Origin of the sequence: Actinomadura sp. NEAU-AAG7, assembly GCF_018603865.1 — a bacterium.
Taxonomy (GTDB): Bacteria; Actinomycetota; Actinomycetes; order Streptosporangiales; family Streptosporangiaceae; genus Spirillospora; species Spirillospora litoris.
In genome coordinates, this window is the sequence record NZ_JAHFZY010000010.1 from 22,683 (window position 1) to 47,883 (window position 25,201).

The window sequence follows — 25,201 nt, forward strand, 5'->3', positions numbered from 1 at the left end:
CTCTCAAGGCCAATGCGCCCCGTGACCATGCATTCCGTCCGGTATGGAGGTATCCGGATCCGGTCACACGGCCACGGGGCGCCGGTCGTACCGAGCGGGGGCGCCGTCAGGCGGCGGAGCCGTCCTTGGCGCGGGCGCGCAGGGCGCGGGCCACGCCGTCGCGCCCCTCCGACAGCAGCCGGACGAGCGCCGCCGGGGGCCGCTGCTCGGCGATGTAGGACTCGGTCCGGTCGACCGTGGACTGCTCGATCACCAGGAACGGGTAGGCGACCTCCGCGAACGTCTGGGACATGTCGCTGCTCCACTCCTTCCAGATCCGCCCGACCTCGGCGAAGTAGGCGTCCACGTAGGGGAGCAGCAGCGCGGTCTGCTCGGGCTCGACGAACCCGCCGAGCGTCGCCCGGAACACCGCGTTCGGGAGCTTGCCGGAGACGATCCGCTCCCACGCCGCCGCCTTGGCCTCCGCCGAGGGGGCGGCGGCCTTGCAGGCGGCGGCGTGCCGTTCGCCCGCGGCGGTGCGGTCCCGCTCGTGCTCGGCGTCGATCTCGGCCTCGCCCGCCTCGCCGGTGACGACCAGGCGGCGCAGCAGGGCCCAGCGCAGCTCGGTGTCGACCTTGAGCCCCTCCAGGGACTGCGACCCGTCCAGCAGGCCCCGGACGAACCCCAGGTGGTCGGCGCCGACGGCGGACGCCGAGAACGCCTGCACGTAGGCGAGCTGGAAGTCCGAGCCCGGCTCGGACTCCCGCGCCAGCTCCGCCAGCGCGTCCGCCATCAGGCGCACGCCCTCGTCCCGCCACGCCGGGTCCGCGTACTGGTGGACGGCCGTGCGCGCCTGCCGCAGCAGCGTCTGCGTGACGGAGATGTCGGTGACGCCGCGGATGCCCCGCATCACCAGCCGGACGTAGTCGCGGGTCGCCATCTCGGCGTCGCGCGTCATGTCCCAGGCCGCCGACCAGCACAGCGCCAGCGGCAGGCCCTCCTTGATGTCGCCGATGCCCTCGACCAGCGTCTTCTGCGAGTGGGCGTCCAGCCGGATCTTGGCGTAGGTGAGGTCGTCGTCGTTGACCAGGACGAGGTCGGGCCGCTTCCTGCCGACCAGCTCGGGCACCTCGGTGCGGGCGCCGACGACGTCCAGCTCGACCCGCTCCCGCCGGACGATCCCCTCGCCGGTGCGGTCGTACAGGCCGATCGCGACGCGGTGCGAGCGCAGCGTCGGGTAGTCGGCCTTGGCCTCCTGCGAGACCGCGAACGAGGAGAAGTTCCCGTCGCCGTCCACCTCGTACTCGGCGCGCAGCGTGTTGACCCCGGCCGTCTCCAGCCACTCCTTCGACCAGGCCGCCAGGTCGCGGCCGGACGTCTCCTCCAGCGCGCCCAGCAGGTCGGTCAGCACGGTGTTGCCCCACGCGTGCCGGTCGAAGTAGCGCCGCACGCCCTCCAGGAAGTTGTCGCGGCCCACGTAGGCGACGAGCTGCTTCAGCACGCTCGCGCCCTTGGCGTAGGTGATCCCGTCGAAGTTGACCTCCACCGCGCGGATGTCGGGGATGTCGGCGGAGATCGGGTGGGTGGAGGGCAGCTGGTCCTGCCGGTAGGCCCACGCCTTCATCAGGTTCGCGAACGTCGTCCAGGACGCCGTCCACTTGGTGGCCTCGGCCTGGCACAGCACGCTCATGTACGTGGCGAACGACTCGTTCAGCCACAGGTCGTCCCACCAGCGCATGGTGACGAGGTCGCCGAACCACATGTGCGCCATCTCGTGCAGGATCGTCTCGGCGCGCCGCTCGTAGGCCGCGTCGGTGACCCGGGACCGGAAGACGTAGTCCTCCAGGAACGTGACCGCGCCCGCGTTCTCCATCGCGCCCGCGTTGAACTCCGGCACGAAGAGCTGGTCGTACTTGGCGAACGGGTACGGGCGGCCGAACACCTTCTCGAAGTAGGTGAAGCCCTGGCGGGTCACGTCCACGATCGCGTCCGCGTCCAGGTGCTCGGCGAGCGAGGCGCGGCAGTACACCCCGAGCGGGATCACGGTGCCGTCCTCGCGGCGGTACTCGTCGCGGACGACGTGGTAGGGGCCCGCGATCAGCGCCGTGATGTAGGTCGAGATCTGCGGGGTCGGCGGGAAGTGCCAGGTCCCGCCCTCGGCGCGGTCGGCCGCCTCGTTGGTGACGACCTCGAAGTCCTCGGGCGCGCGCACCTCCAGCTCGAACGTCGCCTTGAGGTCGGGCTGGTCGAAGCAGGTGAACATGCGGTGCGCGTCGGCCGTCTCGAACTGCGTGTACAGGTACACGCTCTGGTCGACCGGGTCGACGAACCGGTGCAGGCCCTCGCCCGAGCGCGAGTACGCGCAGTCGGCGACGACCCGGAGCTCGTTGTCGGCCGCGAGGTCCGGCAGCGGGATCCGGCCCTTCTCGGCGTCGTAGGACGCGGGGTCCAGGTCACGCCCGTTCAGCGTCACCTCCCGCACGAGCGCGCCATGCAGGTCGATGAAGGTCGAGGCGCCCGGCTCGGCGCTGTCGAACCTCGCCACAGTGGTGGAGCGGAACCGGTCCTCACCCGTGGTGAGGTCGAGCTCGACCGCGTACGACCGCGCGGTGAGCAGCCGGGCCCGTTCCCGCGCCTCATCGCGCGTGAGGTTGCCTGCCACATGAACTCCTTGGTCGGCTTATCTGCCTTGTGCCCCCCATGTTTACCAACCGGTCGGTGCACGGGTCCCGGCGCCACGGCCTTCGGTCGCCGCAGACCGACCGGAATCGGCACGAATCGGCGGGGAATCCGCGCGGACCGGCCCGGGTTGTCGTCTGTGGAAGCCTGGCGGGGAACCCGTGCCCCCCTGGTGGGCGCCCTGTTCCGCCCCCGTTTCATGCGTTTGTGTTCGTTCCCTGAGGAGGCCGACGTTGCCGAACGACGCTGTGACACCTGTGGACTTCTGGTTCGACCCGCTCTGCCCGTGGGCGTGGATGACCTCGCGATGGATCATCGAGGTCGAGCGGCAGCGTCCGATCGAGGTGCGCTGGCATGTGATGAGCCTGTCCGTCCTCAACGAGGACAAGGACGTCTCCGAGAAGTACCGCCGGATGCTCGACGCGGGCTGGGGCCCGGTGCGGGTCGCGATCGCCGTGGAGCAGAAGTACGGGGCGGACGCGCTCGGCCCCTTCTACACCGAGATCGGGACGCGCCGCCACCATGACCGGCGCGAGTTCGGCCGGGAGCTGTACGAGGAGGCGCTGACCGCCGCCGGGCTCGACCCGGAGCTCGCGTCCGCCGCCGACTCCACCACCTACGACGACGCCGTGCGGGCCTCCCACAAGGACGGCATCGACCGGGTGGGCCAGGAGGTCGGCACGCCCGTGATCGAGGTCGAGGGGCACGCGTTCTTCGGCCCGGTCGTGACGCCCGCGCCGCGCGGGGAGGCGGCGCTGAAGCTGTTCGACGGCGTGCTCGCGGTCGCCTCCACCGACGGTTTCTTCGAGCTGAAGCGCACCCGCACCCGCGAGCCGATCATCGACTGAGAGCCCGGCCGGACGGGGCCACGCGAAGGTCAGGTAGTTGCGACCGTATTGCAACTACCAGGGATGCGCCCCCAAACTGGTCCTACAGCCAGTAACAGGTAGGACGGTGAGGGACGTGCACGTACCGGACGGGTTCATCAATGCTCCGGTCTCGATCGCGGCGGGCGCGGTCGCGGTGGCGGGGGTCGGAGTGGCGCTGCGCGGCGCCCGGCGCGAGCTGGACGACCGCACCGCCCCGCTCGCGGGGCTGACCGCCGCGTTCGTGTTCGCCGCGCAGATGCTCAACTTCCCCGTCGCCTCGGGGACCAGCGGGCACCTGCTCGGCGGCACGCTCGCGGCCATCCTGGTCGGCCCCTACACCGGCGTGCTCTGCGTCTCGGTCGTCCTGCTCATGCAGGGGCTGCTGTTCGCGGACGGCGGCCTCACCGCGCTCGGCGTCAACATCACCACGATGGCGCTGGCCACGGTCCTGGTCGGGTACGGGCTGTTCCGGGTGCTGCTGCGGGTGCTGCCGAAGACCCGGGCCTTCGTCGCCGGGGCGTCCTTCGCGGCCGCCGTGGTCTCGGTCCCGGCCGCCGCCGTCGCGTTCACGCTGATCTACGCCGCCGGCGGCACCACCGACGTGTCGGTGGGCAAGGTCGCCGCCGCGATGATCGGCGTGCACGTGCTGATCGGCATCGGCGAGGCGCTGATCACCGCCGTGACGGTCTCCAGCGTCCTCGCCGTCCGCCCCGACCTCGTGTACGGGGCGCGCGACATGATCAAGCCGCTCCAGCTGCGGCCCGCCGGCGCCGACGGCTCGGCCGAGCCGTCCCGCGCCTGAGCCCGGACCTGAAGGAGGACCATGAACATCAAGCGCTTCTTCGTCGGGTTCCTGCTCGTCTCGCTCGTGCTCGCCGGGGTGGTGAGCTACTACGCCAGCTCCAGCCCCGACGGCCTAGAGAAGGTCGCCGCCGACAAGGGCATCGACTCCAAGGAGAAGGACCACTCCCTCAAGGACTCCCCGCTCGGCGACTACGGGGTCAAGGGGGTCGGCGACGCCCGGCTGTCCGGCGGCCTCGCGGGGGTGATCGGCGTCGGCGTCGTGCTGCTCGCCGGCGGCGGCCTGTTCTGGGTGATGCGGCGCCGCGAGCCCTCCTCCGGCCCGTCCCGGGACGCCTCCTAGTGGGCGCTGGGCACGCCCACCGCCTCTACGTCCCGCGCGCGTCGCCGGTGCACCGGCTGCCGCCGCAGTGCAAGATCGTCGCCGTGCTGGCGTTCGTGCTGCTGGTGGTGGCGACGCCGCGGGAGCGGCTGTGGGCCTTCGGCGCGTACGCGGTGCTGCTCGCGGCCGTCGCCGCCACGGCCCGGGTGCCGTTCGGCACGATCGCGCGGCGGATCGTCATCGAGCTGCCGTTCGTCGCGTTCGCGTTCCTGATGCCGTTCGTGGCGAACGGCGAGAAGGTCACCGTGCTCGGGCTGCGGCTCAGCGAGAGCGGGCTGTGGGGCGCCTGGAACGTCCTCGCCAAGGGGAGCCTCGGCGTCGTCGCGTCCATCCTGCTCGCCGCGACCACCGAGCCCCGGCTGCTGCTGCTCGGCATCGAGCGGCTCCGGATGCCGCAGCTGATCACGCAGATCGCCACGTTCATGCTCCGGTACGGCGACGTCGTCACGGCCGAGCTGGGCCGGATGCGGGTCGCGCGGGCCTCGCGCGGGTTCGAGGCGCGCGACCTGCGGGCGACCCGCGTGCTCGCCAAGTCGGTCGGGGCGCTGTTCCTGCGCTCCTACGAGCGGGGCGAGCGCGTCCACCTGGCCATGGTGAGCCGGGGCTACGACGGCCGGATGCCCGCCCTGTACGACGTGGGCGCGACCTCCGCGCAGTGGACGGCCGCCGCCGCGCTCCCCCTGGCCGCCGCCCTGGTGACCGCGGCCGCTTGGATGCTGTCATGACCTCCACGCCGCAAGGCCCACCGCCCGACGCGTCCTCGCCTGAGGTGCCTTCCCTTGAGGTGCCCTCACTTGAGGTGCGGGGCCTCGCCTACGCCTATCCGGACGGCACGCAGGCCCTCTTCGGCGTGGACGTGACGATCGGACGCGGCGAGCGCGTCGCGCTGCTCGGGCCCAACGGCGCGGGCAAGACCACGCTCGTCCTGCACCTGAACGGCATCCTGCACGGCGGCCTCGGCGAGGTGCGCGTCGGCGGCCTCGCGGTCGACCCGAAGGACCGGGCGTCGCTGCGGGAGATCCGGCGCCGCGTCGGCATCGTCTTCCAGGACCCCGACGACCAGCTCTTCATGCCGACCGTCCGCGAGGACGTCGCGTTCGGCCCCGTCAACCTCGGCCTGCGCGGCGCCGAACTCGACGCCCGCGTGCACGACGCGCTGACCCGGGTCGGCATGGCGCACGTCGCCGACCGCCCGCCGCAGCACCTCAGCTTCGGCCAGCGCCGCCGCGTCGCGGTGGCCACGGTCCTGGCGATGGAACCGGAGATCCTCGTCCTGGACGAGCCGTCCTCCAACCTCGACCCGGCCAGCCGCCGCGAGCTGGCCGAGATCCTGCTGGGCCTGGACGTGACCGTCCTTATGGTCACGCACGACCTCCCCTACGCGGCGGAGCTGTGCCCGCGCTCGGTGATCCTGTCCGGCGGCGTGATCGCCGCCGACGCGCCCACCCGCGACCTGCTCACCGACGCCGACCTGCTCCGGGCGCACCGGCTGGAGCTGCCGTTCGGCTTCGACCCCGCCGCCGCCCTCCGCTGAGGCGCGGCGCCGGCGACGGGCGCGTTCACATGGGGTGAATTTTCGGTTCGGGGTTTCTGCTTGCGCGCGCCCCCGAGGCTTGCCACACTCGTGCCGACATTGAAAGTGGCAACGGTTTTCATCTCCGAATTGAGGCATTCGTGAAGGTTGCGTTCGTCGGCAAGGGCGGCAGCGGCAAGACGACCCTGTCGTCGCTGTTCGTGCGGCACCTGGCCCGGCGCGGGCTGCCGGTCGTGGCCATCGACGCCGACATCAACCAGCACCTCGGCGTGGCGCTCGGGCTCGACGAGGAGCGCGCCGCCCGGGTCCCGGCCCTCGGTGACCACCTGGACGCCATCAAGGACCATCTGCGCGGTGACAACCCGCGGATCACCTCCACCGCCGCGATGGTCAAGACGACGCCGCCCGGCGCCGGGTCGCGGCTGCTGCGGCTGCGCGGCGACGACCCCGTGCACGCGCTCGGCCACGAGGTGGACGGCATCACGCTGCTGGCCACCGGCCCCTTCAACGACGACGACCTCGGCGTGGCCTGCTACCACTCCAAGACCGGCGCGGTCGAGCTCTACCTCAACCACCTGGTCGACGAGCCCGGCGAGTACGTCGTGGTGGACATGACCGCCGGGGCCGACACGTTCGCGTCCGGCCTGTTCACGCGGTTCGACCTGATGTTCCTGGTGGCCGAGCCCACCCGCAAGGGCGTCGGCGTCTACCGCCAGTACACCGACCACGCCCGCGACTACGACGTCGCCATCCGCGTCGTCGGCAACAAGGTGCAGGACGACGAGGACATCGCCTACCTGCGCGCCCACGTCGGCGACGACCTGCTCACCTACGTCGGCCAGTCCTCGGCCGTCCGGGCGCTGGACCAGGGGCGCAGCGGCGTCGTGCTGGAGGAGCGCAACGAGAGCGCCCTCGACCTGATGCTCGCCGAGGTGGACGCCCGCGCCAAGGACTGGGACGCCTTCCAGCGGCAGGCCGTCGAGTTCCACGTCAAGAACGCGCGGAGCTGGGCGAACCGCGCGGTGGGCGAGGACCTGGAGAAGCAGGTCGATCCCGGGTTCCGGTTCCCCGTCGCGTACGCGCGGTGATGAGGGCCCTACCGGCGGACGGAGATCTTCACTAACCTGCCCGCCATGACGACGCGGCGGATGTTCGTGATGGCGGGCGGCGCGCTCGCGCCCGTGCTCCTGCTCGCCCTGCTGTTCGACAACCAGTGGGTGGTCGACGCGACCCGCGAGAGCGACTTCGACTTCCAGAAGGGGATCGGGCCGCTCGTCAGCTGGTCGCAGTACCCGCAGTGGCGTCTCACCGGCGGTGAGCAGCACTTCCCCGCCAAGTTCATCCTCGCGCTCGACTTCAGCCTGCTGGTGTTCTTCGCCCTGCTGGCCCTGTTCGCGCTCGCCGCGGTCCGGGCGGTCGATCCGCGCCGCGGCGCGTTCGGCGTGGTCATCGGCGGATGGTGGGCCACGGTCGCCGCGGGCGGGCTGTCCGGTTTCGTCGCCGGACCCCTCCTGCACTGGAGCCTGGACATGTCCGGCCAGCCGATGAGCCGGGCCCTGTGGAGCCTCGTGGGCGACGGGGCGAGCTTCGGCCTGATGTTCGGCTGGCTGGCCGGGCTCGGCGCGCTGGCCGCCTTCATGGTCACCCGCACGCCGGAGGAGCGCCTCGCCCGGCAGATGGCGCACGCGGCCCCGCACCTCGGCGGCCCGCTGCCGCCCGCCGGCGCCCTGCCCCCCGGCGGCCCGATCCCGCAGGGCGGCCACATGCAGCCGGGCGCCCCGATGCAGCCGGGCCAGATGTACCCCGGGCAGATGCAGCAGGCCCCCGGCCAGCCGGGGCAGATGTATCCGGGGCACCCCGGGCAGATGCAGCAGCAGCCGATGGTGCCGCCGCAGGCGCAGGGCGGCCAGGGGCTTCCTCCGCAGCACCCGGCCGCCGTCCCCTACGTGCCGCCGGGCGGCCCCCAGCAGCCGCAGTGGGGCGCCGCGCCCGTCCCGCCGCAGGGCGGGCAGTACCCGGGCGGCCCCGTCCCGCAGCCGCCCGCGCAGCCGCCCGTGCCCCGGCAGCCCGCGCAGGCGCCGGTACCGGCCGTCCCGCCGCCGACCCCTCCCGCGGACGAGGCCGCCGCCGAGCGCCCCGGGGACGAGACCGTCGGCGACGAGGAGCCCGAGGCCGCGCCGCCGAGCGAGGACGCGCCGCCGAAGGGCCCGGCGGAGGAGACGATGCTCGACGGCAGGCCCGGAGACGACACGCTCCCCCCGCCCCGGTGAACTGATGACCGGTGACCTGATGACGGGTGACCCGATGACGGGGTGACCCGGGCGCGCGCCGTCCCCGCCCGCCTGCGAGAATCGGGCGCATGCGCGTCTTTCTTGGCACCGACCACGCCGGTTACGAGCTGAAGGAGCACCTCGTCTCCTGGCTGAAGGCGAACGGGCACGAGCCCGTCGACTGCGGCGCGTTCGAGTACGACGCCGTCGACGACTACCCCCCGTTCGTGCTGCGCGCCGCCCAGCGGACCGCGGCCGAGCCGGGGACGCTCGGCATCGTGCTGGGCGGGTCGGGCAACGGCGAGGCGATCGCGGCGAACAAGGTGAAGGGCGTCCGCGCGGCCCTGGTCTGGAACGAGGAGATCGCGAGGCTCGCCCGCCAGCACAACGACGCGAACGTCATCAGCCTCGGCGCGCGGCAGCACGACGCCGAGACCGCGACCCGGTTCGTCGAGGTGTTCCTGGAGACGCCCTACTCGCAGGAGGACCGGCACACCCGCCGCATCACGATGCTCAGCGAGTTCGAGACCACGGGCGAGCTGCCGCCGGAGACGTCCGGGGCCTGACCCGGGCGCCGGATCCCGAGCACCGGCCTCAGGCGCCCGGCTCCGGTGACGGTCTGCGACCGGTGCCGCCGCGCTTGCCGAGGCGGCGCCGCTCGTTCTTGGCGGCCTTCGTGGTCCTGGAGGCGTTCGCGCGCCGCGCGGGCTCACCCGGCCGCGCGGCGGCGCCAGAACCCGGTGGCGCGGCCGCCAGTGAATCCTCACCCTCCGGCAGCGGCGGTGAGACGTCCCGCGCCCGCATCGCCGCGTCCAGCGTGATCCGCATGCCCGGCTGACTCATCCGCCGCCTCCTCGCCGCACGTCCGAAGAACCGTCCGGGGGGAACGATCCCGCCCCGCCCATTGGACACACCGCCCCCGGATCAGGCAAGACCTTCGATGTCACCGGGTGGTCGAAGTCACGTGGCTGGAGCGCTGCAAGCAGGCACCCCTGGCGCGGATGGGCGACCGCCGCCGCCGATGCTCGGTACAGTGCCGGAGTCATGCTTCAACGACTGGTGCACCTCATGCCGCCGGGAGTGCGCGCCGTCCTGCGCAGGATCCCGCTGCTGGTGGCGCTGTACCGGTGGCTCCGCAGAGGGCGGCTGACCAGGGAGCGGTACGTGTTCGCCGCGCTCGCCGTCCTCGCGATCGTGATCGGCGTGACGGCGGCGACCGACACCCGCGGGCTGGCGCCGTCCGGCGCGCTGGTGCTGATCGTGCTCGGCGGCGGCCTGCTGCTGCGGGTGCGCAGCCTCGTCGCGCTGCTGGTGGTGGTCGTGGCGATGGTGTCCTACGACGCCTGGCACGACATCGCGGCGATCGGCCCCGGCATGATCGCGACGCTGGCGATCACGACGGTGCTCGCGCTGACGCTGGCGCGGACCCGGCAGCAGCTCGGCGTGCAGGGCCTGCGCGGCGACTCGATGCTGCTGGAGCTGCGCGACCGGCTGCGCCGCCAGAGCGAGATGCCCGAGCTGCCGGGCGGCTGGGCCTCGCAGGTCGTGATGCTCCAGGCGGGCGGCTCCTCCTTCGGCGGCGACTTCGTCGTCTCCACCTGCGACGGCTCGAAGCTGGAGGTCGCGCTGGTCGACGTCTCCGGGAAGGGGACCGACGCCGGTACGCGGGCGCTGATGCTGTCCGGCGCGTTCGGTGGCCTGCTTGGATCGATCCAACCTGATCGCTTCCTGCCCGCCTGCAACGGCTATCTGCAACGCCAGCGGTGGGAGGAGGGGTTCGTCACGGCGGTGCACGTCGTCGTCGACCTGAAGACCGGCGAGTACGTCGTGGAGTCGGCCGGGCACCCGCCCGCCGTCCAGTTCGACGCGGCGACGGGGGAGTGGAAGGTGAGCCCCGCCAAGGGCGTCGTGCTCGGCGTCGTCCCCGACCTGCGCTGCGTGCCCGAGAGCGGGCAGCTCGGACGCGGCGACGCGCTCCTGCTCTACACCGACGGCCTGGTCGAGTCGCCCGGCAGCGACCTGGACGCCGGGATCGACCGCCTGCTCGGCGAGGCGGAGCGGCTCGTCCCGCGCGGGTTCGGCCAGGGCGCGAAGGAGCTGGTGGAGACGATGGCGGCGGCCCGCGACGACGACTGCGCGCTCGTCATCGTCTGGCGCCCCTGACCCCGTGCCGGGCGCCGATCCTGCCGAGGACGACCGCGCCGACCAGGATCGTCCCCGCCCCGGCCAGCAGCCGTGTGCGCGAGGACGACAGGAACTCCGCCACGCTCAGCCCCATCGGTGTGAACGCCTTCGTCGCGCTGCCGGGCTCGTTCGGCTGCTCCGGTCGGCGCGGGGCGCCACCCTCCCTCCAGAGACCGGCCCTGTTCTCCGTGCCCGCCGCGCGCCCGCCGTCACCTCCCTGCTCGACCAGGGCCAGCAGGAGGTCGGGCGCGGACGGGCGGTCGCGCGGATCCCTCGCCAGCGCCGCGCGGACGCAGGGCAGCAGCGCGTCGGGAAGCCCCGCGAGGTCGGGTTCGCCGAGCGCGCCCCGGGTCGCGGCGAGGTCGTCGCCGAAGGGGAGCCGCCCGGTGCCCGCGTGGGCGATGAGGCAGCCCCAGGCGAAGATGTCGGCGGCCGGGGTCGCGGGCCCGCCGCGCAGCACCTCGGGCGCCATCCAGCCCGGCGTGCCGAACACCCTGCCGTTGGCGGCGGTGCGGCCGGGCGGGTCCTGCCCGTGCGACCGCTCCGCGGGCGGTCGCTGACCGCGTGCACCCGGCCCGCGCGAGCTACCCCCGTGCGAGGTGGGGCCGAGCGAGGTGGAGCCGTGCGGGTTGGAGCCGTGTGAGGCGGGGCCGCGCGCGACGCTGCGCGCGATGCCGAAGTCGATGACGCGGCAGCCGGACAGCGTCAGCATCACGTTGCCGGGCTTGAGGTCGCGGTGCACGAGCCCGGCGGCGTGGATCGCCGCCAGCGCCGAGGCCACGCCCACGGCCACGCCGTGCAGGTCGGCGGGCGGCAGCGGGCCGTCCCCGCCGAGCCGGTGGTGCAGCGACACGCCGCCGACGTAGTCGGTGACGAGGTAGGGCCGACCGTCCTCCTCGCCGTGCGCGAGGACCCGCGCGGTGCAGAACGAGGCGACGCGGCCCGCGAGCGCCGCCTCGTCGCGGAACCGGCGGCGGTAGGACGGGTCGCCCGCCAGATGCGGGTGGATGGTCTTGACCGCGACGCGTCCCCCCGACACCGGGTCGGTCCCGAGGTAGACGGTGCCCATGCCGCCCGAGCCGAGCCGGCCGAGCAGGCGGTGCCCGCCGACCTCGCGCGGGTCCGCGGGTTCGAGCGGTCGGATGTCTCCGTCCATGAGGAAATCCTGAATCCGGTGTATCTGGCGCCCCTCCGACCCGTCTCTCCCCGTTTGTCGGCAAAGTATGGCGCCTTCCTGCACGAACAGAGGAAACGCGTTCGTCACGTCGATGTGGCTCCCAGTGCATCCGCGGGGTGCAGAGTGGGAGGCGTTCCGCAGCGAAGGCCGGTCCGCGGGTGGACCAGGCGGCTGGCGGCACCGAGAACGATGTCCGCGCGGATCGGCACCCCAGGGGTGGGAGGAGCCGACTCGCGCGGACATCGAGCTTTCCAGCCCCTCTCCGGACGGTTTCCCGACATAACCTATTGACTTAGTAGGAGATAGCCACCACGATGGAGATCGCGAGTTCCGCGCTCGCCGTCCCCGCTGTTCGGGGCGCTCTTACGGCGGGGACCCGCCGGGTGACCGGGATGGTGCGGCACGGCCTGTCCCGGTCACCGGCGACCTCGGTCCGCCCGAGGTTTCACGGGCCGCCGCCGGGCAAGAACCACTTTTGCGCAGGTCCCCCGACGCGCGACGGGCAGGGGAGGGCGCCGGAGTGCGGATCGTCGCGGACGGGCTGTCGCCCTCGTGCTGGTCGGTGCGGACACGGGTGACCGTCACCGCGACGGTGATCGTCGCGCTGCTGCTGATCGCCGGCGTGGCCGTGTTCTACCAGGCCGTCCGGCACACCGTGCTCCAGGATCTGCGCGCCCGCGGGGTGCTGGCCGCCGCCGACGTGGTCACGATCGTCCGCAACGAGGACCCGCGCGGCATGCTGGCGGTCCAGGACGCCGACTTCCCCCTCCTCCAGGTCGTGGACGACCGGGGCCGTGTGCTCGCCTCCAGCGAGGCGCTGCGCGGCCGCGGCGCGCTGGACGTGCCGCGCCCGCCCGCCTCCGGGCGGCCCGAGGTGCACACCGTGCACGTGCCGGGCGTGTCCGCCGACGTGTACGTGGTCAGCGAGCGGACGTCCAGCCCCTACGGGTTCCGGACCGTGCACGCGGGCGCCCCGATCACCGAGCTGACCCGCAACAGGCGGTTCTTCGTCGCGGCGCTCGCGGCGGCGGTGCTGCTCGCGACGGCGGCCGTGGCGTGGATCGTCGCGCTGTCGGTGCGGCGGGCGCTGAGCCCGGTGCGGGTGATGAGCGCGGAGCTGGCCGACATCACCGACATCGAGGGCGGCGAGGGCGAGCGCCGGGTGACCGTCCCGGACCCGGTCGACGAGGTCTCCGACCTGGCCCGCTCGGTGAACCTGACGCTCCACCGGCTGGAGGACGTCCTGCTCCGCCAGCGCGCGTTCGTCGCGGACGTCTCGCACGAGCTGCGCAGCCCCCTCACCGGCCTGCGCGCCCAGTTGGAGGTGGCGCTGGAGCATCCCGGGGACGAGGACTGGCCGGCGGTCGCGCGGTCCGCGCTGGCCGACGCCGACCGGCTCCAGGGCATCGTCACGGACCTGCTGATCCTGGCCCGGCTGGGCGCGGGCGTCCCCGCCGGACGGGAGCGGGTGGACCTCGGCGGGCTGGTCCGAGACGAGGTGGCGCGTCGGCCGCGGCGGGTCCCGGTCGAGACCGACCTCCAGGAGGGCGTCGTCGTCTGGGTCACCGGCGACCACCTCGTCCGGGTGCTGACGAACCTGCTCGACAACGCCGAGCGGCACGCCCGCTCCCGCGTCCGCGTGAGCGTGGCCTCCGAGCGGGGGGACGCGGTGCTGGTGGTCGCCGACGACGGCGCGGGCATCCCGCCCGAGGACCGCGAGCGCGTCTTCCGACGCTTCCACCGCCTCGCCGAGGGGCGCCGGCGCGACCGCGGCGGCACCGGCCTCGGCCTGACGATCTCCCGCGACATCGCCCACGCGCACGGCGGCAGCCTCGTCGCCGAGGGCGGCGGCATCACCGGCACCGGCGGTGCCACGAACGCCGCGCACGGCGGTGCCCGGCTGGTCCTCCGGCTCCCGCTGGCGTCATGACCCCCGGCGCGGGCTCACAGCGGAGGGCGGCGGAGGCCGTGCCCGGTGGCCTGCTCGAAGGCGTGCCCGATCCGCAGGACGGCGAGGTCGGCGCGGTGCGGGCCGACGATCTGGAGGCCGACCGGCAGCCCGCCGGAGGTGAACCCGGCGGGCACCGACAGCGCGGGGCAGCCGGTCGCCGAGACGAGGAAGCAGGAGCGCATCCACTCCAGGTAGTCGGGCATGGGCCGCCCGGCGACCTCGCCCGGGTACTCCAGCGACGCCTCGAACGGCGGGACCTGGCTGACCGGCAGCAGCAGGGCGTCGTAGCGCTCGAAGAACGCGCGGACGCGGTGGAACAGCGCCGTGTGCAGCACCTCCGCCCGCCCGACGTCGGCGCCGGACAGGGCGCGCCCGGCGGCGATGTTCTCCCGGAGCGACGGCTTGATGTCGTCCGGGCGCGCGTCCAGCAGCGGGCCGAGCGACAGCTCCCACTGCCAGGCCCGCAGCGTGCGGAACACCTCGTCCGCGCCGGAGAGGTCGGGGCACGCCTCCTCGACGGCGCAGCCGAGGTCGGTGAAGACCTTCACCGCGGGTTCCAGGACGCCGGTGACCGCCGGGTCGACCGGGACCATCCCGCCGAGGTCGGGCGACCAGGCCAGCCGCAGGCCCGCGGGGTCGCGCGCCAGCGGCGCGGCGAACGTCCCGCCGGGCGTGTCGAGCGCGATCGGGCTGCGCGGGTCGGGGCCGGCGAGCACCGACAGCAGCAGCGCGACGTCGGCGACCTCGCGCGCCATCGGGCCCTGCACGCCCATCGTCGCCCAGCCCGCCGGGACCGGCCACGCCGGCACGCGGCCCGGCGAGGGCCGGAACCCCACGACGTTGCAGAACGAGGCGGGGTTGCGCAGCGAGCCGCCCATGTCGCTGCCGTCCGCGAGCGGATGCATCCCGCAGGCGAGCGCCGCCGCCGCGCCGCCGCTGCTCCCGCCCGCCGACCGCGACAGGTCGTAGGGGTTGCGGGTGACGCCGAAGAGCGTGTTGAACGTGTGCGAACCGGCCGCGAACTCCGGCACGTTCGTCTTGCCGACCGCGATCGCCCCGGCGGCCCGCATCCGCTCGATCACCAGCTCGTCGGTGTCGGGCACGTGGTCGGCGAAGACCGGCGACCCGGACGTCGTCCTGATCCCTGCGGTGGCGTGGGTGTCCTTGTGCGCGACCGGCAGCCCGTGCAGGGGGCCGGGCTCGGCGCCCGCCGCCAGCCGCTCGTCGGCCCGCGCGGCCTCCCGGAGCGCCCGCTCGGCCTCCACCGTGACCACGGCGTTGACCTGCGGGTTCACCGCCTCGATCCGGTCGAGATGGGCCTGCACGACCTCCCGCGCCGACAGCTCCCGGTCCCGGACGCGGCGTGCCAGTTCACGGGCCGAGGCGAAGTGGATCTCTGGCGACAAGGCGTTCCCCTCCCGGCGCGGCGTGTTCTACGAGGTCATCATGCAGGGAGGGCGCCGCACAAGGCGAGGGAGGAGGCCGCGTGACCGGGACGGCCGAGCGGCCGGGCGCGCGCGAGCTGCTGCGCCGCGTCCTGGACGGCGGATGGACGTCCTGGGACGCCCCGATCGGCGCGGGCGAGAGCGAGGAGCTCGCCGCCGCCCGCGCGCGCAGCGGCTGCGACGAGTCCGTGCTCACCGGCGCGGGCCTCCTGCGGGGGCGCCGCGTCGCGTTCGTCGTGTCGGAGTTCCGCTTCCTCGCGGGCTCGATCGGCCGCGCCACCGCCGACCGGATCGTCGCCGCCGTCGAGCGCGCCACCGCCGAGCGCCTCCCGCTGCTCGCGGCGCCGTGCTCCGGCGGGACGCGCATGCAGGAGGGCACGGCGGCGTTCGTGGAGATGGCGCGGATCACCGCCGCCGTCATGGCGCACCGCGCCGCCGGGCTGCCCTACCTCGTCCACCTGCGCCACCCCACCACCGGCGGCGTGTTCGCGTCGTGGGGCTCCCTCGGCCACATGACCTCCGCCGAACCGGGCGCGCTGATCGGCTTCCTCGGCCCGCGCGTCCACGAGGGGCTGCGCGGCGAGCCGTTCCCGGCGGGGGTCCAGGTCGCCGAGAACCTCGCCGCGAAGGGCCTGCTGGACGTCGTGGTCGGCGTCGACGGCCTGGCGGACGCCGTGTCCCGCGTCCTGGACGTCCTGTGCGCGAGGCCGCCCGCCGCCGAGGTGCCGGAGCCGCCGTCCGCGGTCGCGGACGATCCCGTGTGGGACTCGGTCGTCCGGTCGCGGGCCCCGAACCGTCCGGGTGCGCGCGACCTGATCCACCACGGCGCGACCCTGGTCACCCCGCTCTCGGGCACGGCCGACGCGGCGCCGGGCCTCGTCCTCGCCCTGGCCCGCTTCGGCGCCGCGCCCTGCGTCCTGGTCGCCCAGGACCGCGCGGGCCAGCGCGGCGGCCACCCTCTCGGGCCCGCCGGTCTGCGCGTCGCCCGCCGGGGCATGCGCCTGGCCGCCGAACTCGCGCTGCCGCTGGTCACGGTCGTGGACACCCCCGGCGCCGCCCTGTCGGCCGAGGCCGAGGAGGGCGGTCTGGGCGGTGAGATCGCCCGCTGCCTCGCCGAGATCGTCACCCTTCCCGCTCCCACGCTGAGCCTCCTGCTGGGCGAGGGCGCCGGCGGCGCCGCGCTGGCCCTCCTCCCGGCCGACCGCGTGCTCGCCGCCCGGCACGCCTGGCTCGCCCCGCTGCCGCCCGAGGGCGCGTCGGTGATCGTCCACCGCACCCCGGACCGCGCCGCCGAACTGGCCGCCGACCAGGGCGTCCGCGCGGCGGACCTGCTCCGCGACGGCATCGTGGACGCGATCGTCGACGAGCGCCCCGACGCCTCCGCCGAACCGGCCGCGTTCTGCCGCCGCGCCGCGCGGGCGGTCGAGCGCGGGCTGTCGGGCCTCGCCCCCGGCACGCCCGCCGCCCGCCTGGCCCGCCGCCGTTGACCATATTTCGTTTGGGTACGTACGATTTGAGGTCAACGTTCCAAGGAGGTTCCGTGCGCGCCCTGCTCATCCACCACGACCACCTGTCGATCCCCGGCCCGGTGGGCGAGCGCCTGACCGAGCACGGCTGGGACCTCGAAGAGCGCCTGATCGTCCCCGCCGACCTCCACCACGCCCCGGGCGTGGACTTCGAGTTCCCCGACCCGCTCGCGTGGGACCTGATCATCCCCATGGGCTCCCCGTGGTCGGTCAACGACGCGGTCGTCGCCTCCTGGGTGGCGCCCGAGCTGGCCATGCTCGGCAAGGCGCACGCGGCGGGCGTCCCGGTCCTCGGCATCTGCTTCGGCGGACAGGCGCTCGCCGCGGCGCTCGGCGGTACCGTCGAACGCGCGCCGCGTCCGGAGATGGGCTGGGTGGAGGTCGAGACCGACGACCCGTCGCTGGTCGGGCCGGGCCCCTGGTTCCAGTTCCACTACGACCGCTGGACGCTGCCGCCCGGCGCCGTCGAGATCGCCCGCTCGGCCGCCGGTTCCCAGGCCTTCGTCCTCGGACGCTCGCTTGGCCTCCAGTTCCACCCGGAGATCACCGCCGCCGAGCTGGAGTCGTGGCTGGTCAACGGCGGGGACGCGCACATGCGCGCCGAGGGCGTCGACCCCGGCGCCGTCCTGGCCGAGGTCCGCCGGACCGAGGCCGCCTCCGCCGCCCGCACCCACGCCCTCGTGGACGCCTTCCTCACCAAGGTGGCCACCGTCTGATCAGGGGTCGAGGAGGCCGGCGCGGTGCGCGAGGATCGCGGCCTGGACCCGGTTGCCGAGGGAGAGCTTGGCGAGGATCCGGCTGACGTGGGTCTTCGCGGTCGCCTCGCTCATCGCCAGCCGGGCCGCGACCTCGGTGTTGGAGAGCCCGCCGCCGACCGCGGCGAGCACCTCGCGCTCCTTGGGGGTGAGGACGTCCAGCCGGCTCCGCGCCTCGGAGCGCCCGGTGCCGGCGAGGTCGCGGAGCAGCCGCCGTGTGATCTTGGGGGAGAGCATCGCGTCGCCGCGGGCGGCGCTGCGGACGGCGGTGAGCATCTCCTGCGCCGTGGCGTCCTTCAGCAGGAACCCGACCGCGCCGTCGGCGAGCGCCGTCCGGACGTAGTCGTCCAGGTCGAAGGTGGTCAGGACCACGACGCGGTGGCGGCCCGCGAGCCGCCTGGTGGCGGTCAGGCCGTCGTGGCGGGGCAAGCGGATGTCCATCAGGACGACGTCCGGACGGTGGGCGGCGGCCCGCTCGACCGCCTCGCCGCCGTCGGCGGCCTCGCCCACCACGGTCATGTCGGGCGCGGTCTCCATGATGGTGCGGAGCATGGCCCGGACCATCCACTCGTCGTCCACGATCAGCACCCGGATCACAGCGGCACCTCGGCCCTGACCTCGAAACCGCCCTGCGGCGTGGCGCCGGTGGTCAGCTCCCCGCCGAGGAGCCGGATCCGCTCCGCGATCCCCAGCAGGCCGAACCCGCCATCGGGGATGCCGCCGCCCGGCGGTCCGCCGCCGCGCGCCGCCTGCGGGCTCGCGCCGTTGGCGACGCGCAGACGCAGGACGCCGGGCCTCTGAACGACGCGCACCTCGACGCCCGCGCCGCGGGCGTGCTTGTGGGCGTTGGTCAGCGCCTCCTGCACGACCCGGTAGACGGCGTGCTCGACGAGCGCCGACGGCGCGGACCCCGGCTCGGCCACCGCCTCGAATCTGACCGGCGTGCCGAGGCGGCGCGTGTCGGAGATCAGGGCGGCCAGGTCGGCGAGGCCGGGCTGCGGCGCCAGCGGCGCCTCGCCGTCGGCGCGCAGGACCTCGACCAGCGAGCGGAGTTCGCCGAGGGCCTCGCGTCCGATGTCCCCGATCCGGCGGCCCGCCGCGACGGCGTCGCGCCCCTCGGCGGCCTCCAGGGCGGTGGCGTTCAGCACCATGAGCGACACCCGGTGGGTGACGACGTCGTGCATGTCCCGGGCGATCCGGGCGCGCTCGTCGGCGCGGGCCTGCCGGACGCGCCGGTGCTGCTCGCGTTCGAGGCGGTCGGCGCGCTCCCGGACGCGGGCGATCAGCTCGCGCCGGGTCCCGACGTAGAGGCCGAGCAGCGCGGGGGCCAGGCAGATCGCGGCGGTCAGCGGCGCCGCCGCGTCCGGGCCGCCGAGGCGCCAGAGCGGTACGCCGAGGACGAGCGCCGCGACCAGGGTCGCGGCGGCGGTCCGGCGCCGGGACCGCGTCCGCTCCGCGAGCCGGTACTGCGCGACCATGACGGCGACGAACGCGGCGAGCGTCGTCCAGGCCAGGAGGGCGAGCGCGAGCGGCACCTCGGGACGGCGGCTCCGGAGCAGCGCGGCGCCGACCAGCAGGCCGAGGGGCACCGCGAGCCAGAGCGGCGGGTCGAGGCGGGCGATCGTGTGCTCGCCGAGCGAGCGTCCGACGCCGAGGTCGCCGGACGCGGTGCTCACGGCGACGCCGAGCGCCACCGCCAGGTTCACCGCCCTCATGGACGCTCACGCTATAGCGGTGCCGAAAGGCGGTCATCCATAGAAAGTCGTACGGCGATGACGAAGGCGAGTCGTTCCCTGCCGGGTCAGCGGGCCAGGGCCGGCACCGGCGCCGGGCCCGGTGCCGTGCGGCGGCGCGAGCCCCGGCGGTGGCGCCCACCGCGCGGGACGAGCGCCACCAGGGCCGTCGCCGCGACGCCCGCCAGGACCGCGCCCAGCATGATCTTGAAGCCCCTGCACAGCCCGGCCTTGTCCGCCATAACGTTAGGTGTCCTGTCTTGGGGTTTATCTCGCCTTTCTTGCGTTACATTCTGTCAGGAATTCGCTACGCACCGCATCGTGGCAAACCCTTACAGTGCGTGGCGGCCCCCGCTCGCCGCCCGGACCAACGCGGCGAAAAGGGACTGCTGCGCGCGGTCGGTCGCGGCGGTGTCCTCCGGATGCCACTGGACGGCGAGGAACCACCCGCCGGAGGGTTCGGCGAGTTCGGCGGCCTCGATCGTCCCGTCCGCGGACCGGGCGGTCGGCCGGAGGCCCGGGGCCAGCGTCGCGACCGCCTGGTGGTGGTAGCAGGAGGCGACCGTCTCCTCGGCGTCGAGGGTCTTGGCCAGCAGGGTGCCGGGGGAGACGGCCACGGGGTGGACGTGGTGGCGGTGGTCGCGCTCCATGTGCTGGTCGAGCGTGCCGCCGAGCACCGCGTTCACGACCTGGAACCCCCGGCAGACCGCGAGCGTGGGCAGCCCGCTCTCCAGGACGTGGGACGCGAGCGCCAGGTCGAACTCGTCCTGGAGGTCGTCCACGTCGTAGAGGGTCTCGTGCTCGGACGTGGCCCCGTAGTGCCGGGGGTGGAGGTCGCCGCCGCCCGGCAGCAGCACGCCGTCGCAGCGCGCCAGCCGGGACGCCTCGAACGGCGCGGCCGGGTGCATGACGAACGGCTCGCCGCCCGCCCGGTGGACGGCCTCCACCAGCGCCCGCGCCGCGACCTCCGCCGCGTACCGCAGGGCGGAGGCGCCCGCCGAGAACCGGGCCGGGATCGCGATGAGGGGCCTGGCGGCGGTCACAGCTCGATCCAGGTGGTCTTGAGGTCGGTGTACTTGTCGAGCGCGTGCAGCGACTTGTCGCGGCCGTGGCCGGACTGCTTCACGCCGCCGAAGGGCACGCTCATGTCGCCCTCCTCGTAGCAGTTGACCCAGACCGTCCCCGCGCGCAGGGCGCGCGACACCCGGTGCGCGGTGGACAGGTCCGACGTCCACACGGCGGCGGCGAGCCCGTAGTCGCTGTCGTTGGCGATCGCGAGCGCCTCCTCCACCTCGTCGAACTCCAGCACGGCGAGGACCGGCCCGAAGATCTCGTCGCGCGCCACCGGCATCGACGGCTTGACCCGGTCGAAGACCGTCGGCGCGAGGTAGAAGCCGTCGCCCTCGGGCAGGGCGCCGCCGCCGGCGCGCAGCCGGGCGCCCGAGCCGAGCGCGGCCTCGACGTGCGAGGCCACCCGGCCCCGGTGGGCGGCCGAGACGAGCGGCCCCATCTCGGTGGCCGGGTCGAGCGGGTCGCCGACGCGCAGCGACTCGGCGCGGGCCGTGATCCGGTCGAGCACCCGGTCCGCGACCGAGCGGTGGACGAGCAGCCGGGACGGGGCGCTGCACATCTCCCCGGCGTTGAAGAAGATGCCCCAGGCGGCGGTGTCGGCGGCGGCGTCCAGGTCCGGGGCGTCCGGCAGGATGATGTTGGGGGACTTGCCGCCCAGCTCCAGCCAGACGCGCTTCAGGTTGGACCCGGCCGCGTAGCGCAGGAAGTGCCGGCCGACCTCGGTGGAGCCGGTGAAGGCCAGCACGTCCACGCCGGGGTGCTCGCCGAGGGCGCGCCCGGCGACCTCGCCCGGCCCGTTGACGACGTTGAACACCCCCGGCGGGAACCCCGCCTCGGCGGCGAGCGCGGCCAGGTGCAGCGCCGACAGCGGCGACTCCTCGGCGGGCTTCAGCACGACCGTGCAGCCCGCGGCGAGCGCCGGGGCGATCTTCCAGGCCGCCATCGTCAGCGGGAAGTTCCACGGGACGACCGCCGCCACCACGCCCGCCGGCTCCCGGGTGATCAGCGCGAGCGACGAGCCGGACGTGCGGGGCGACTCGTCCAGCTGCTTGTCGGCGGCCTCGGCGTACCAGCGCAGGCAGTTGATCAGGGCGCGCAGCTCGATCCCGAAGGTGTCCTTGATCGGCTTGCCCATCTCCAGGCTGACCAGGAGCGCGAGGCTCTCGCGGTCCCGCTCGACGAGATCGGCCCAGCGCAGCATCGCGGCCTTGCGCTCGGCGGGCGCGAGGCGCGGCCAGGGGCCGAGGTCGAAGGCGCCGCGGGCGGCGGCGACGGCGTCCCCGGCGCGGGCGGCGTCGGCGGAGGCGACGTGCGCGATCGTCCGCCCGTCGCGCGGGGAGACGACGGGAAAGCTCCCCGGGCCGTCGACGAACGCGCCGTCGATGTGGTGTCCGGTGTGGGGGACGAGCCCGGCGGCACGGCTGCGCCACTCCTCGTACGGGACGTCGGTCACGGAGGCCCCTCCTCGCGCTAATGTTCGTTTGAACCCAAACATTAGCGTCGGCGGGTTGACCGCCGCCATCCCCGCTTCCTAGATTATTTGGGACCAAACAAACTGGAGGTGCACAGCGATGGCAACAGTCGCGGGCGTCGCCGTCGATACCGGGCACTGGATCGGAGGTGAGCGCGTCCCCGCCGGGGGCGGCGCGACGTTCACCGACGTCTCGCCGATCGACGAGCGGCCGATCGCCGAGATCGCGCGCGGCGGGGCCGCGGAGGCGGAGGCGGCGGTGGCCGCCGCGCACCGGGCCTTCCCCTCCTGGTCCCGGACGAGCCGGGAGGAGCGGGCGCGGATCCTGCACGCGGTCGCCGACGGCGTCGAGAAGCGGATCGAGGAGCTGGCGCAGGTCGAGACCGCCGACAACGGCGCGCTGATCCGCTCCCACCGGCGCGGCGTCATGCCCCGGGTCGCCCACAACTTCCGGTTCTTCGCCGACTGGCTGCTGAACCTCGGCCACGACGACTTCGAGACGCGCGGCCACACCAACCACGTCAGCTGGGACCCGGCGGGCGTCTGCGCGCTGATCACCCCGTGGAACGCCCCGCTGATGCTGGCCACCTGGAAGATCGCGCCCGCGCTGGCGGCCGGGAACACGGTCGTGCTCAAGCCCGCCGAGTGGACGCCGCTGACCGCCTCCCTCCTCGCCGACATCGCGGCCGAGGCCGGGCTGCCGGACGGGGTGTTCAACGTCGTCCAAGGCTACGGCGCCGAGGTCGGCGGCCCGCTGACCGCGCACCCCGACGTCAGGCGGATCAGCTTCACCGGCTCGGTGCCGACCGCGCGGACGATCGCCGCCGCGGCGGCCCCCAACCTGACGCCGCTGTCGCTGGAGCTGGGCGGCAAGTCGCCGCTGATCGTCTTCGCGGACGCCGACCTCGACCTCGCCGTCGACCTCGCCGTGGAGCAGTACGACAACGCCGGGCAGGTCTGCCTCGCCGCGACGCGGCTGCTCGTGGAGTCCTCGATCGCCGAGGAGTTCACCCGGCGGTTCCTGGAGAAGGCGGGCCGGCTCACGCAGGGCGACCCGCGCGACGAGGCGACCGATATCGGCCCGCAGATCCACCGCCGCCACCTGGAGCGCGTCGACGGCTTCGTCCGGCGCGCCAAGGACGCGGGCGCCCGCGCGCTGATCGGCGGCGGCCCCAACGAGGACCTGGGCGGCCTGTACTACCGCCCGACCCTCTTCGCGGACGCCCCGGAGGGCGCGGAGATCCTCACCGAGGAGGTCTTCGGGCCCGTCCTGACGCTCCAGACCTTCGACACCGAGGAGCAGGCCGTCGCGATGGCGAACGGCACCCGATTCGGCCTCGCCGCGACGCTCGCGACGGGCGACCGGGAGCGCGCGCGGCGCGTCACCGAGCGGCTCGTGGCCGGGACGGTCTGGGTGAACTGCTTCTTCGTCCGCGACCTGAAGGCGCCGTTCGGCGGCGCCCGGCAGTCCGGCGTGGGACGCGAGGGCGGCGACTGGAGCTTCGACTTCTACTGCGACCTCAAGAACACGGTGACGGCGCCATGGGCGAGGTAGTCGGCGCGGGGCTGCTCGCGCACGTCCCGACGATCGTGCTCCCCGAGGTGACGCGGCGCGAGCTGAACCACGGCGAGGACACCACGCTCGTCCCGGGCCTGAAGCGGCTGCGCGCGGACGTCTTCGAGCGCGACGACTACGACACCGTCGTCGTCCTGGACTCGCACTGGGCCACGACCGTCGAGTTCGTCACCACGGCGCACGACCGGCGCGCGGGGCTCTACACCTCCGAGGAGCTGCCGCGGGGCATGTCCCGCATGCCCTACGACTTCCCGGGCGACCCCGAGCTGGCCCGCGCCGTCGCCGACTACGCCGGCAAGCACGGGACCTACATCACCCCGATCGACGACCCGTACCTGCCGATCTACTACGCGACCGTCAACCTGTGGACGCACCTCGGCGTCCGCGACGACCCCTACCTGGGCGACCCCGGCCGCCGGTGGATCTCGATCGGCGTGTGCCAGACCGCCGACACCGAGGACTTCCTGCGCCTCGGCCGCGCCCTCGGCGACGCGATCGCGGCCGTGGACCGCCGCGTGCTGCTGATCGCGTCGGGCGCGCTGTCGCACACGTTCTGGCCGCTGCGCGTGATCCGCGACCACGAGGCGGCCGGACCGGAGCACATCTTCACCCCCGAGGCCCGCGCGGCCGACGAGGAGCGCATCGGCTGGCTTGAGGCGGGCGACCACGCCCGCGTCCTGGACACCATGCCGGAGTTCCTCAAGTTCAAGCCCGAGGCCCGCTTCGGCCACTACCTCATGATGATCGGGGCGCTCGGGGAGCACGCCTGCACGGCCCCCGGCCGCCTCTACAGCGAGTACGAGAACTCCGTCGGTACCGGCCAGGTGCACATCTGGTTCGACCGCCCCGAGCATGGATGGACCAGTTGACGTGACCGAATACCGGAGGATCCTCCTCGACGGCGCCGCGACCCAGGTCGTGCGGGACGGCGAGGAGCTGGTCGGCGCGGACGGGCGCCGCGTCCGCGCCGACGAGGCCGTGCACCTGCCGCCGTGCGAGCCGTCCAAGGTCATCGCGGTGCACCTCAACCACCGCAGCCGCGTGGAGGAGTTCCAGACCAGCCTGCCGCCCGCGCCCACGTTCTTCCACAAGCCGATCTCGGCGCTGAACGCGCACGGCGGCGCGGTCGTCCGCCCGGAGCGGTGCAAGTACCTCAACTACGAGGGCGAGATCGCGATCGTCATCGGCCGGACGGCGCGCAACGTGTCGCCGAAGGAGGCGGGCGAGTACATCGCGGGCTACACCGTCGCCAACGACTACGGCCTGCACGACTTCCGCGACACCGACGCCGGGTCGATGCTGCGGGTCAAGGGCTCGGACACGCTGTGCCCGCTCGGCCCCGGCCTCGTCACCGGCTGGGACTTCCACGGCAAGTACCTGCGCACTTACGTCAACGGCGAGCTGGTGCAGGACGGCAGCACCGACGAGATGGAGTGGGACATGCACTACCTCGTCGCCGACATCGCCCGCACGATCACCCTCTACCCCGGGGACGTGCTGCTGTCGGGCACCCCGGCCAACTCGCGGCCCGTCCAGCCGGGCGACGTCGTCGAGGTCGAGGCCGAGGGCCTCGGACGGCTCCGCAACCACATCGTCGCCGGTCCCGTCCCGATCCGGGACGACTGCGGCGCGCAGCCGACCGAGTCCGAGGAGGTCATATCGACCACGTTCGGCGGCGACTGGGAGTTCCGGGGCATCCGCGCCCCCCGCCGCTGACAGGCTTCCTCCCAGACGCCCTCAGCGCCCCCGCGCCCCTTCCGGACGGCCGTCCGGGAGGGGCGCCTCCGTGTATCGCGGA

At 74.0% G+C, this 25,201-nt stretch carries 24 protein-coding genes; 15 read left to right on the forward strand and 9 right to left on the reverse strand.

Going from position 1 to position 25,201, the window contains the following annotated elements; genetic code table 11:
* Positions 1-106 precede the first annotated feature (106 nt).
* Positions 107-2,641, reverse strand: coding sequence for an aminopeptidase N (gene pepN / locus KLI87_RS35245; protein ID WP_214620491.1), 2,535 nt, complete (start codon positions 2,639-2,641; stop codon positions 107-109).
* A gap of 313 nt (positions 2,642-2,954) precedes the next feature.
* Between pepN and KLI87_RS35250 the strand changes: the two genes are divergently transcribed.
* The 8 genes from KLI87_RS35250 to KLI87_RS35285 all read left to right on the forward strand — a co-directional run bounded on the left by KLI87_RS35250 (position 2,955) and on the right by KLI87_RS35285 (position 9,080).
* Positions 2,955-3,506 (forward strand): disulfide bond formation protein DsbA, encoded by a 552-nt coding sequence (locus tag KLI87_RS35250; protein ID WP_156218127.1) that lies wholly within the window; start codon positions 2,955-2,957, stop codon positions 3,504-3,506.
* Positions 3,507-3,621: 115 nt separating this feature from the next.
* The gene (locus KLI87_RS35255) at positions 3,622-4,329 is read left to right on the forward strand and encodes an energy-coupling factor ABC transporter permease (RefSeq protein WP_214620492.1); all 708 of its coding nucleotides are present in this window, start codon (positions 3,622-3,624) and stop codon (positions 4,327-4,329) included.
* A gap of 21 nt (positions 4,330-4,350) precedes the next feature.
* Positions 4,351-4,671 (forward strand): PDGLE domain-containing protein, encoded by a 321-nt coding sequence (locus tag KLI87_RS35260; protein WP_214620493.1) that lies wholly within the window; start codon positions 4,351-4,353, stop codon positions 4,669-4,671.
* Positions 4,671-5,435 (forward strand): cobalt ECF transporter T component CbiQ, encoded by a 765-nt coding sequence (gene cbiQ / locus KLI87_RS35265; protein WP_214620494.1) that lies wholly within the window; start codon positions 4,671-4,673, stop codon positions 5,433-5,435. Before KLI87_RS35260 ends, cbiQ begins: the two co-directional genes overlap by 1 nt.
* A 59-nt stretch (positions 5,436-5,494) precedes the next feature.
* Positions 5,495-6,244, forward strand: a complete 750-nt coding sequence (locus tag KLI87_RS35270; RefSeq protein ID WP_214620495.1) for an energy-coupling factor ABC transporter ATP-binding protein — start codon at positions 5,495-5,497, stop codon at positions 6,242-6,244.
* A 140-nt stretch (positions 6,245-6,384) separates the two neighbouring features.
* Positions 6,385-7,332 (forward strand): ATP-binding protein, encoded by a 948-nt coding sequence (locus tag KLI87_RS35275; RefSeq protein ID WP_214620496.1) that lies wholly within the window; start codon positions 6,385-6,387, stop codon positions 7,330-7,332.
* Positions 7,333-7,377: 45 nt separating this feature from the next.
* Positions 7,378-8,514, forward strand: a complete 1,137-nt coding sequence (locus KLI87_RS35280) for a hypothetical protein (RefSeq protein WP_156217933.1) — start codon at positions 7,378-7,380, stop codon at positions 8,512-8,514.
* Positions 8,515-8,603: 89 nt separating this feature from the next.
* Positions 8,604-9,080: a ribose-5-phosphate isomerase gene (locus KLI87_RS35285; protein ID WP_156217934.1), complete on the forward strand. Its 477-nt coding sequence runs from the start codon at positions 8,604-8,606 to the stop codon at positions 9,078-9,080.
* A gap of 28 nt (positions 9,081-9,108) precedes the next feature.
* Here KLI87_RS35285 and KLI87_RS35290 read toward each other — a convergent pair whose 3' ends face one another.
* Positions 9,109-9,357: a hypothetical protein gene (locus tag KLI87_RS35290; RefSeq protein WP_156217935.1), complete on the reverse strand. Its 249-nt coding sequence runs from the start codon at positions 9,355-9,357 to the stop codon at positions 9,109-9,111.
* Positions 9,358-9,558: 201 nt separating this feature from the next.
* On the opposite strand from KLI87_RS35290, the gene KLI87_RS35295 reads away from it, so the two are divergent.
* Positions 9,559-10,677: a PP2C family protein-serine/threonine phosphatase gene (locus KLI87_RS35295; RefSeq protein WP_156217936.1), complete on the forward strand. Its 1,119-nt coding sequence runs from the start codon at positions 9,559-9,561 to the stop codon at positions 10,675-10,677.
* Here the strand turns inward: KLI87_RS35295 and KLI87_RS35300 are convergent.
* Positions 10,658-11,854, reverse strand: a complete 1,197-nt coding sequence (locus tag KLI87_RS35300) for a serine/threonine-protein kinase (protein ID WP_156217937.1) — start codon at positions 11,852-11,854, stop codon at positions 10,658-10,660. The two genes, KLI87_RS35295 and KLI87_RS35300, sit on opposite strands and share 20 nt — an antisense overlap.
* A 541-nt stretch (positions 11,855-12,395) precedes the next feature.
* Here KLI87_RS35300 and KLI87_RS40690 point away from each other — a divergent pair.
* Entirely contained in the window at positions 12,396-13,805 is a 1,410-nt protein-coding gene (locus tag KLI87_RS40690) for a cell wall metabolism sensor histidine kinase WalK (RefSeq protein ID WP_214620497.1), read from the forward strand.
* Between the two features lie 14 nt (positions 13,806-13,819).
* Here KLI87_RS40690 and KLI87_RS35310 read toward each other — a convergent pair whose 3' ends face one another.
* Positions 13,820-15,232, reverse strand: a complete 1,413-nt coding sequence (locus tag KLI87_RS35310; RefSeq protein ID WP_250904597.1) for an amidase — start codon at positions 15,230-15,232, stop codon at positions 13,820-13,822.
* Between the two features lie 80 nt (positions 15,233-15,312).
* Between KLI87_RS35310 and KLI87_RS35315 the strand changes: the two genes are divergently transcribed.
* Positions 15,313-16,758 (forward strand): carboxyl transferase domain-containing protein, encoded by a 1,446-nt coding sequence (locus KLI87_RS35315; RefSeq protein ID WP_214620498.1) that lies wholly within the window; start codon positions 15,313-15,315, stop codon positions 16,756-16,758.
* A gap of 53 nt (positions 16,759-16,811) precedes the next feature.
* A complete protein-coding gene (locus tag KLI87_RS35320) occupies positions 16,812-17,513 on the forward strand; it encodes a gamma-glutamyl-gamma-aminobutyrate hydrolase family protein (protein WP_214620499.1) in 702 nt (233 codons plus the stop codon).
* Here the strand turns inward: KLI87_RS35320 and KLI87_RS35325 are convergent, their stop codons facing one another.
* From KLI87_RS35325 to KLI87_RS35345, 5 genes are all read right to left on the reverse strand, one after another.
* Positions 17,514-18,149: a response regulator transcription factor gene (locus KLI87_RS35325; protein ID WP_214620500.1), complete on the reverse strand. Its 636-nt coding sequence runs from the start codon at positions 18,147-18,149 to the stop codon at positions 17,514-17,516.
* Positions 18,146-19,267, reverse strand: coding sequence for a sensor histidine kinase (locus KLI87_RS35330; RefSeq protein WP_214620501.1), 1,122 nt, complete (start codon positions 19,265-19,267; stop codon positions 18,146-18,148). The genes KLI87_RS35325 and KLI87_RS35330 overlap by 4 nt, the downstream gene beginning before the upstream one ends.
* A gap of 86 nt (positions 19,268-19,353) precedes the next feature.
* The gene (locus tag KLI87_RS35335) at positions 19,354-19,527 is read right to left on the reverse strand and encodes a hypothetical protein (RefSeq protein ID WP_156217941.1); all 174 of its coding nucleotides are present in this window, start codon (positions 19,525-19,527) and stop codon (positions 19,354-19,356) included.
* Between the two features lie 90 nt (positions 19,528-19,617).
* Entirely contained in the window at positions 19,618-20,328 is a 711-nt protein-coding gene (locus KLI87_RS35340; protein WP_214620502.1) for a gamma-glutamyl-gamma-aminobutyrate hydrolase family protein, read from the reverse strand.
* Entirely contained in the window at positions 20,325-21,809 is a 1,485-nt protein-coding gene (locus KLI87_RS35345; protein ID WP_308166452.1) for an aldehyde dehydrogenase family protein, read from the reverse strand. The genes KLI87_RS35340 and KLI87_RS35345 overlap by 4 nt, the downstream gene beginning before the upstream one ends.
* A 118-nt stretch (positions 21,810-21,927) precedes the next feature.
* Between KLI87_RS35345 and KLI87_RS35350 the strand changes: the two genes are divergently transcribed.
* The 3 genes from KLI87_RS35350 to KLI87_RS35360 are packed head-to-tail and all read left to right on the forward strand — an operon-like array spanning position 21,928 to position 25,119.
* Positions 21,928-23,382, forward strand: coding sequence for an aldehyde dehydrogenase (locus KLI87_RS35350; protein WP_214620503.1), 1,455 nt, complete (start codon positions 21,928-21,930; stop codon positions 23,380-23,382).
* Complete coding sequence (locus KLI87_RS35355; RefSeq protein ID WP_156217943.1) at positions 23,370-24,272, forward strand: catechol 1,2-dioxygenase; 903 nt, start codon at positions 23,370-23,372, stop codon at positions 24,270-24,272. Before KLI87_RS35350 ends, KLI87_RS35355 begins: the two co-directional genes overlap by 13 nt.
* 1 nt (position 24,273) lies before the next feature.
* Entirely contained in the window at positions 24,274-25,119 is an 846-nt protein-coding gene (locus KLI87_RS35360; protein ID WP_214620504.1) for a fumarylacetoacetate hydrolase family protein, read from the forward strand.
* The last annotated feature ends 82 nt before the right edge of the window (positions 25,120-25,201 follow it).

What these genes read in the sequence shown, in the direction of transcription:
- KLI87_RS35250 (WP_156218127.1), top strand. Translation starts at nt 2,955, where the DNA reads ATGACCTCGCGATGGATCATCGAGGTCGAGCGGCAGCGTCCGATCGAG.
- KLI87_RS35300 (WP_156217937.1), bottom strand. Translation starts at nt 11,854, where the DNA reads ATGGACGGAGACATCCGACCGCTCGAACCCGCGGACCCGCGCGAGGTC.
- KLI87_RS35330 (WP_214620501.1), bottom strand. Translation starts at nt 19,267, where the DNA reads ATGAGGGCGGTGAACCTGGCGGTGGCGCTCGGCGTCGCCGTGAGCACC.
- KLI87_RS35350 (WP_214620503.1), top strand. Translation starts at nt 21,928, where the DNA reads ATGGCAACAGTCGCGGGCGTCGCCGTCGATACCGGGCACTGGATCGGA.
- KLI87_RS35260 (WP_214620493.1), top strand. Translation starts at nt 4,351, where the DNA reads ATGAACATCAAGCGCTTCTTCGTCGGGTTCCTGCTCGTCTCGCTCGTG.
- KLI87_RS35280 (WP_156217933.1), top strand. Translation starts at nt 7,378, where the DNA reads ATGACGACGCGGCGGATGTTCGTGATGGCGGGCGGCGCGCTCGCGCCC.
- KLI87_RS35295 (WP_156217936.1), top strand. Translation starts at nt 9,559, where the DNA reads ATGCTTCAACGACTGGTGCACCTCATGCCGCCGGGAGTGCGCGCCGTC.
- KLI87_RS35285 (WP_156217934.1), top strand. Translation starts at nt 8,604, where the DNA reads ATGCGCGTCTTTCTTGGCACCGACCACGCCGGTTACGAGCTGAAGGAG.
- KLI87_RS35335 (WP_156217941.1), bottom strand. Translation starts at nt 19,527, where the DNA reads ATGGCGGACAAGGCCGGGCTGTGCAGGGGCTTCAAGATCATGCTGGGC.
- KLI87_RS35290 (WP_156217935.1), bottom strand. Translation starts at nt 9,357, where the DNA reads ATGAGTCAGCCGGGCATGCGGATCACGCTGGACGCGGCGATGCGGGCG.
- KLI87_RS35355 (WP_156217943.1), top strand. Translation starts at nt 23,370, where the DNA reads ATGGGCGAGGTAGTCGGCGCGGGGCTGCTCGCGCACGTCCCGACGATC.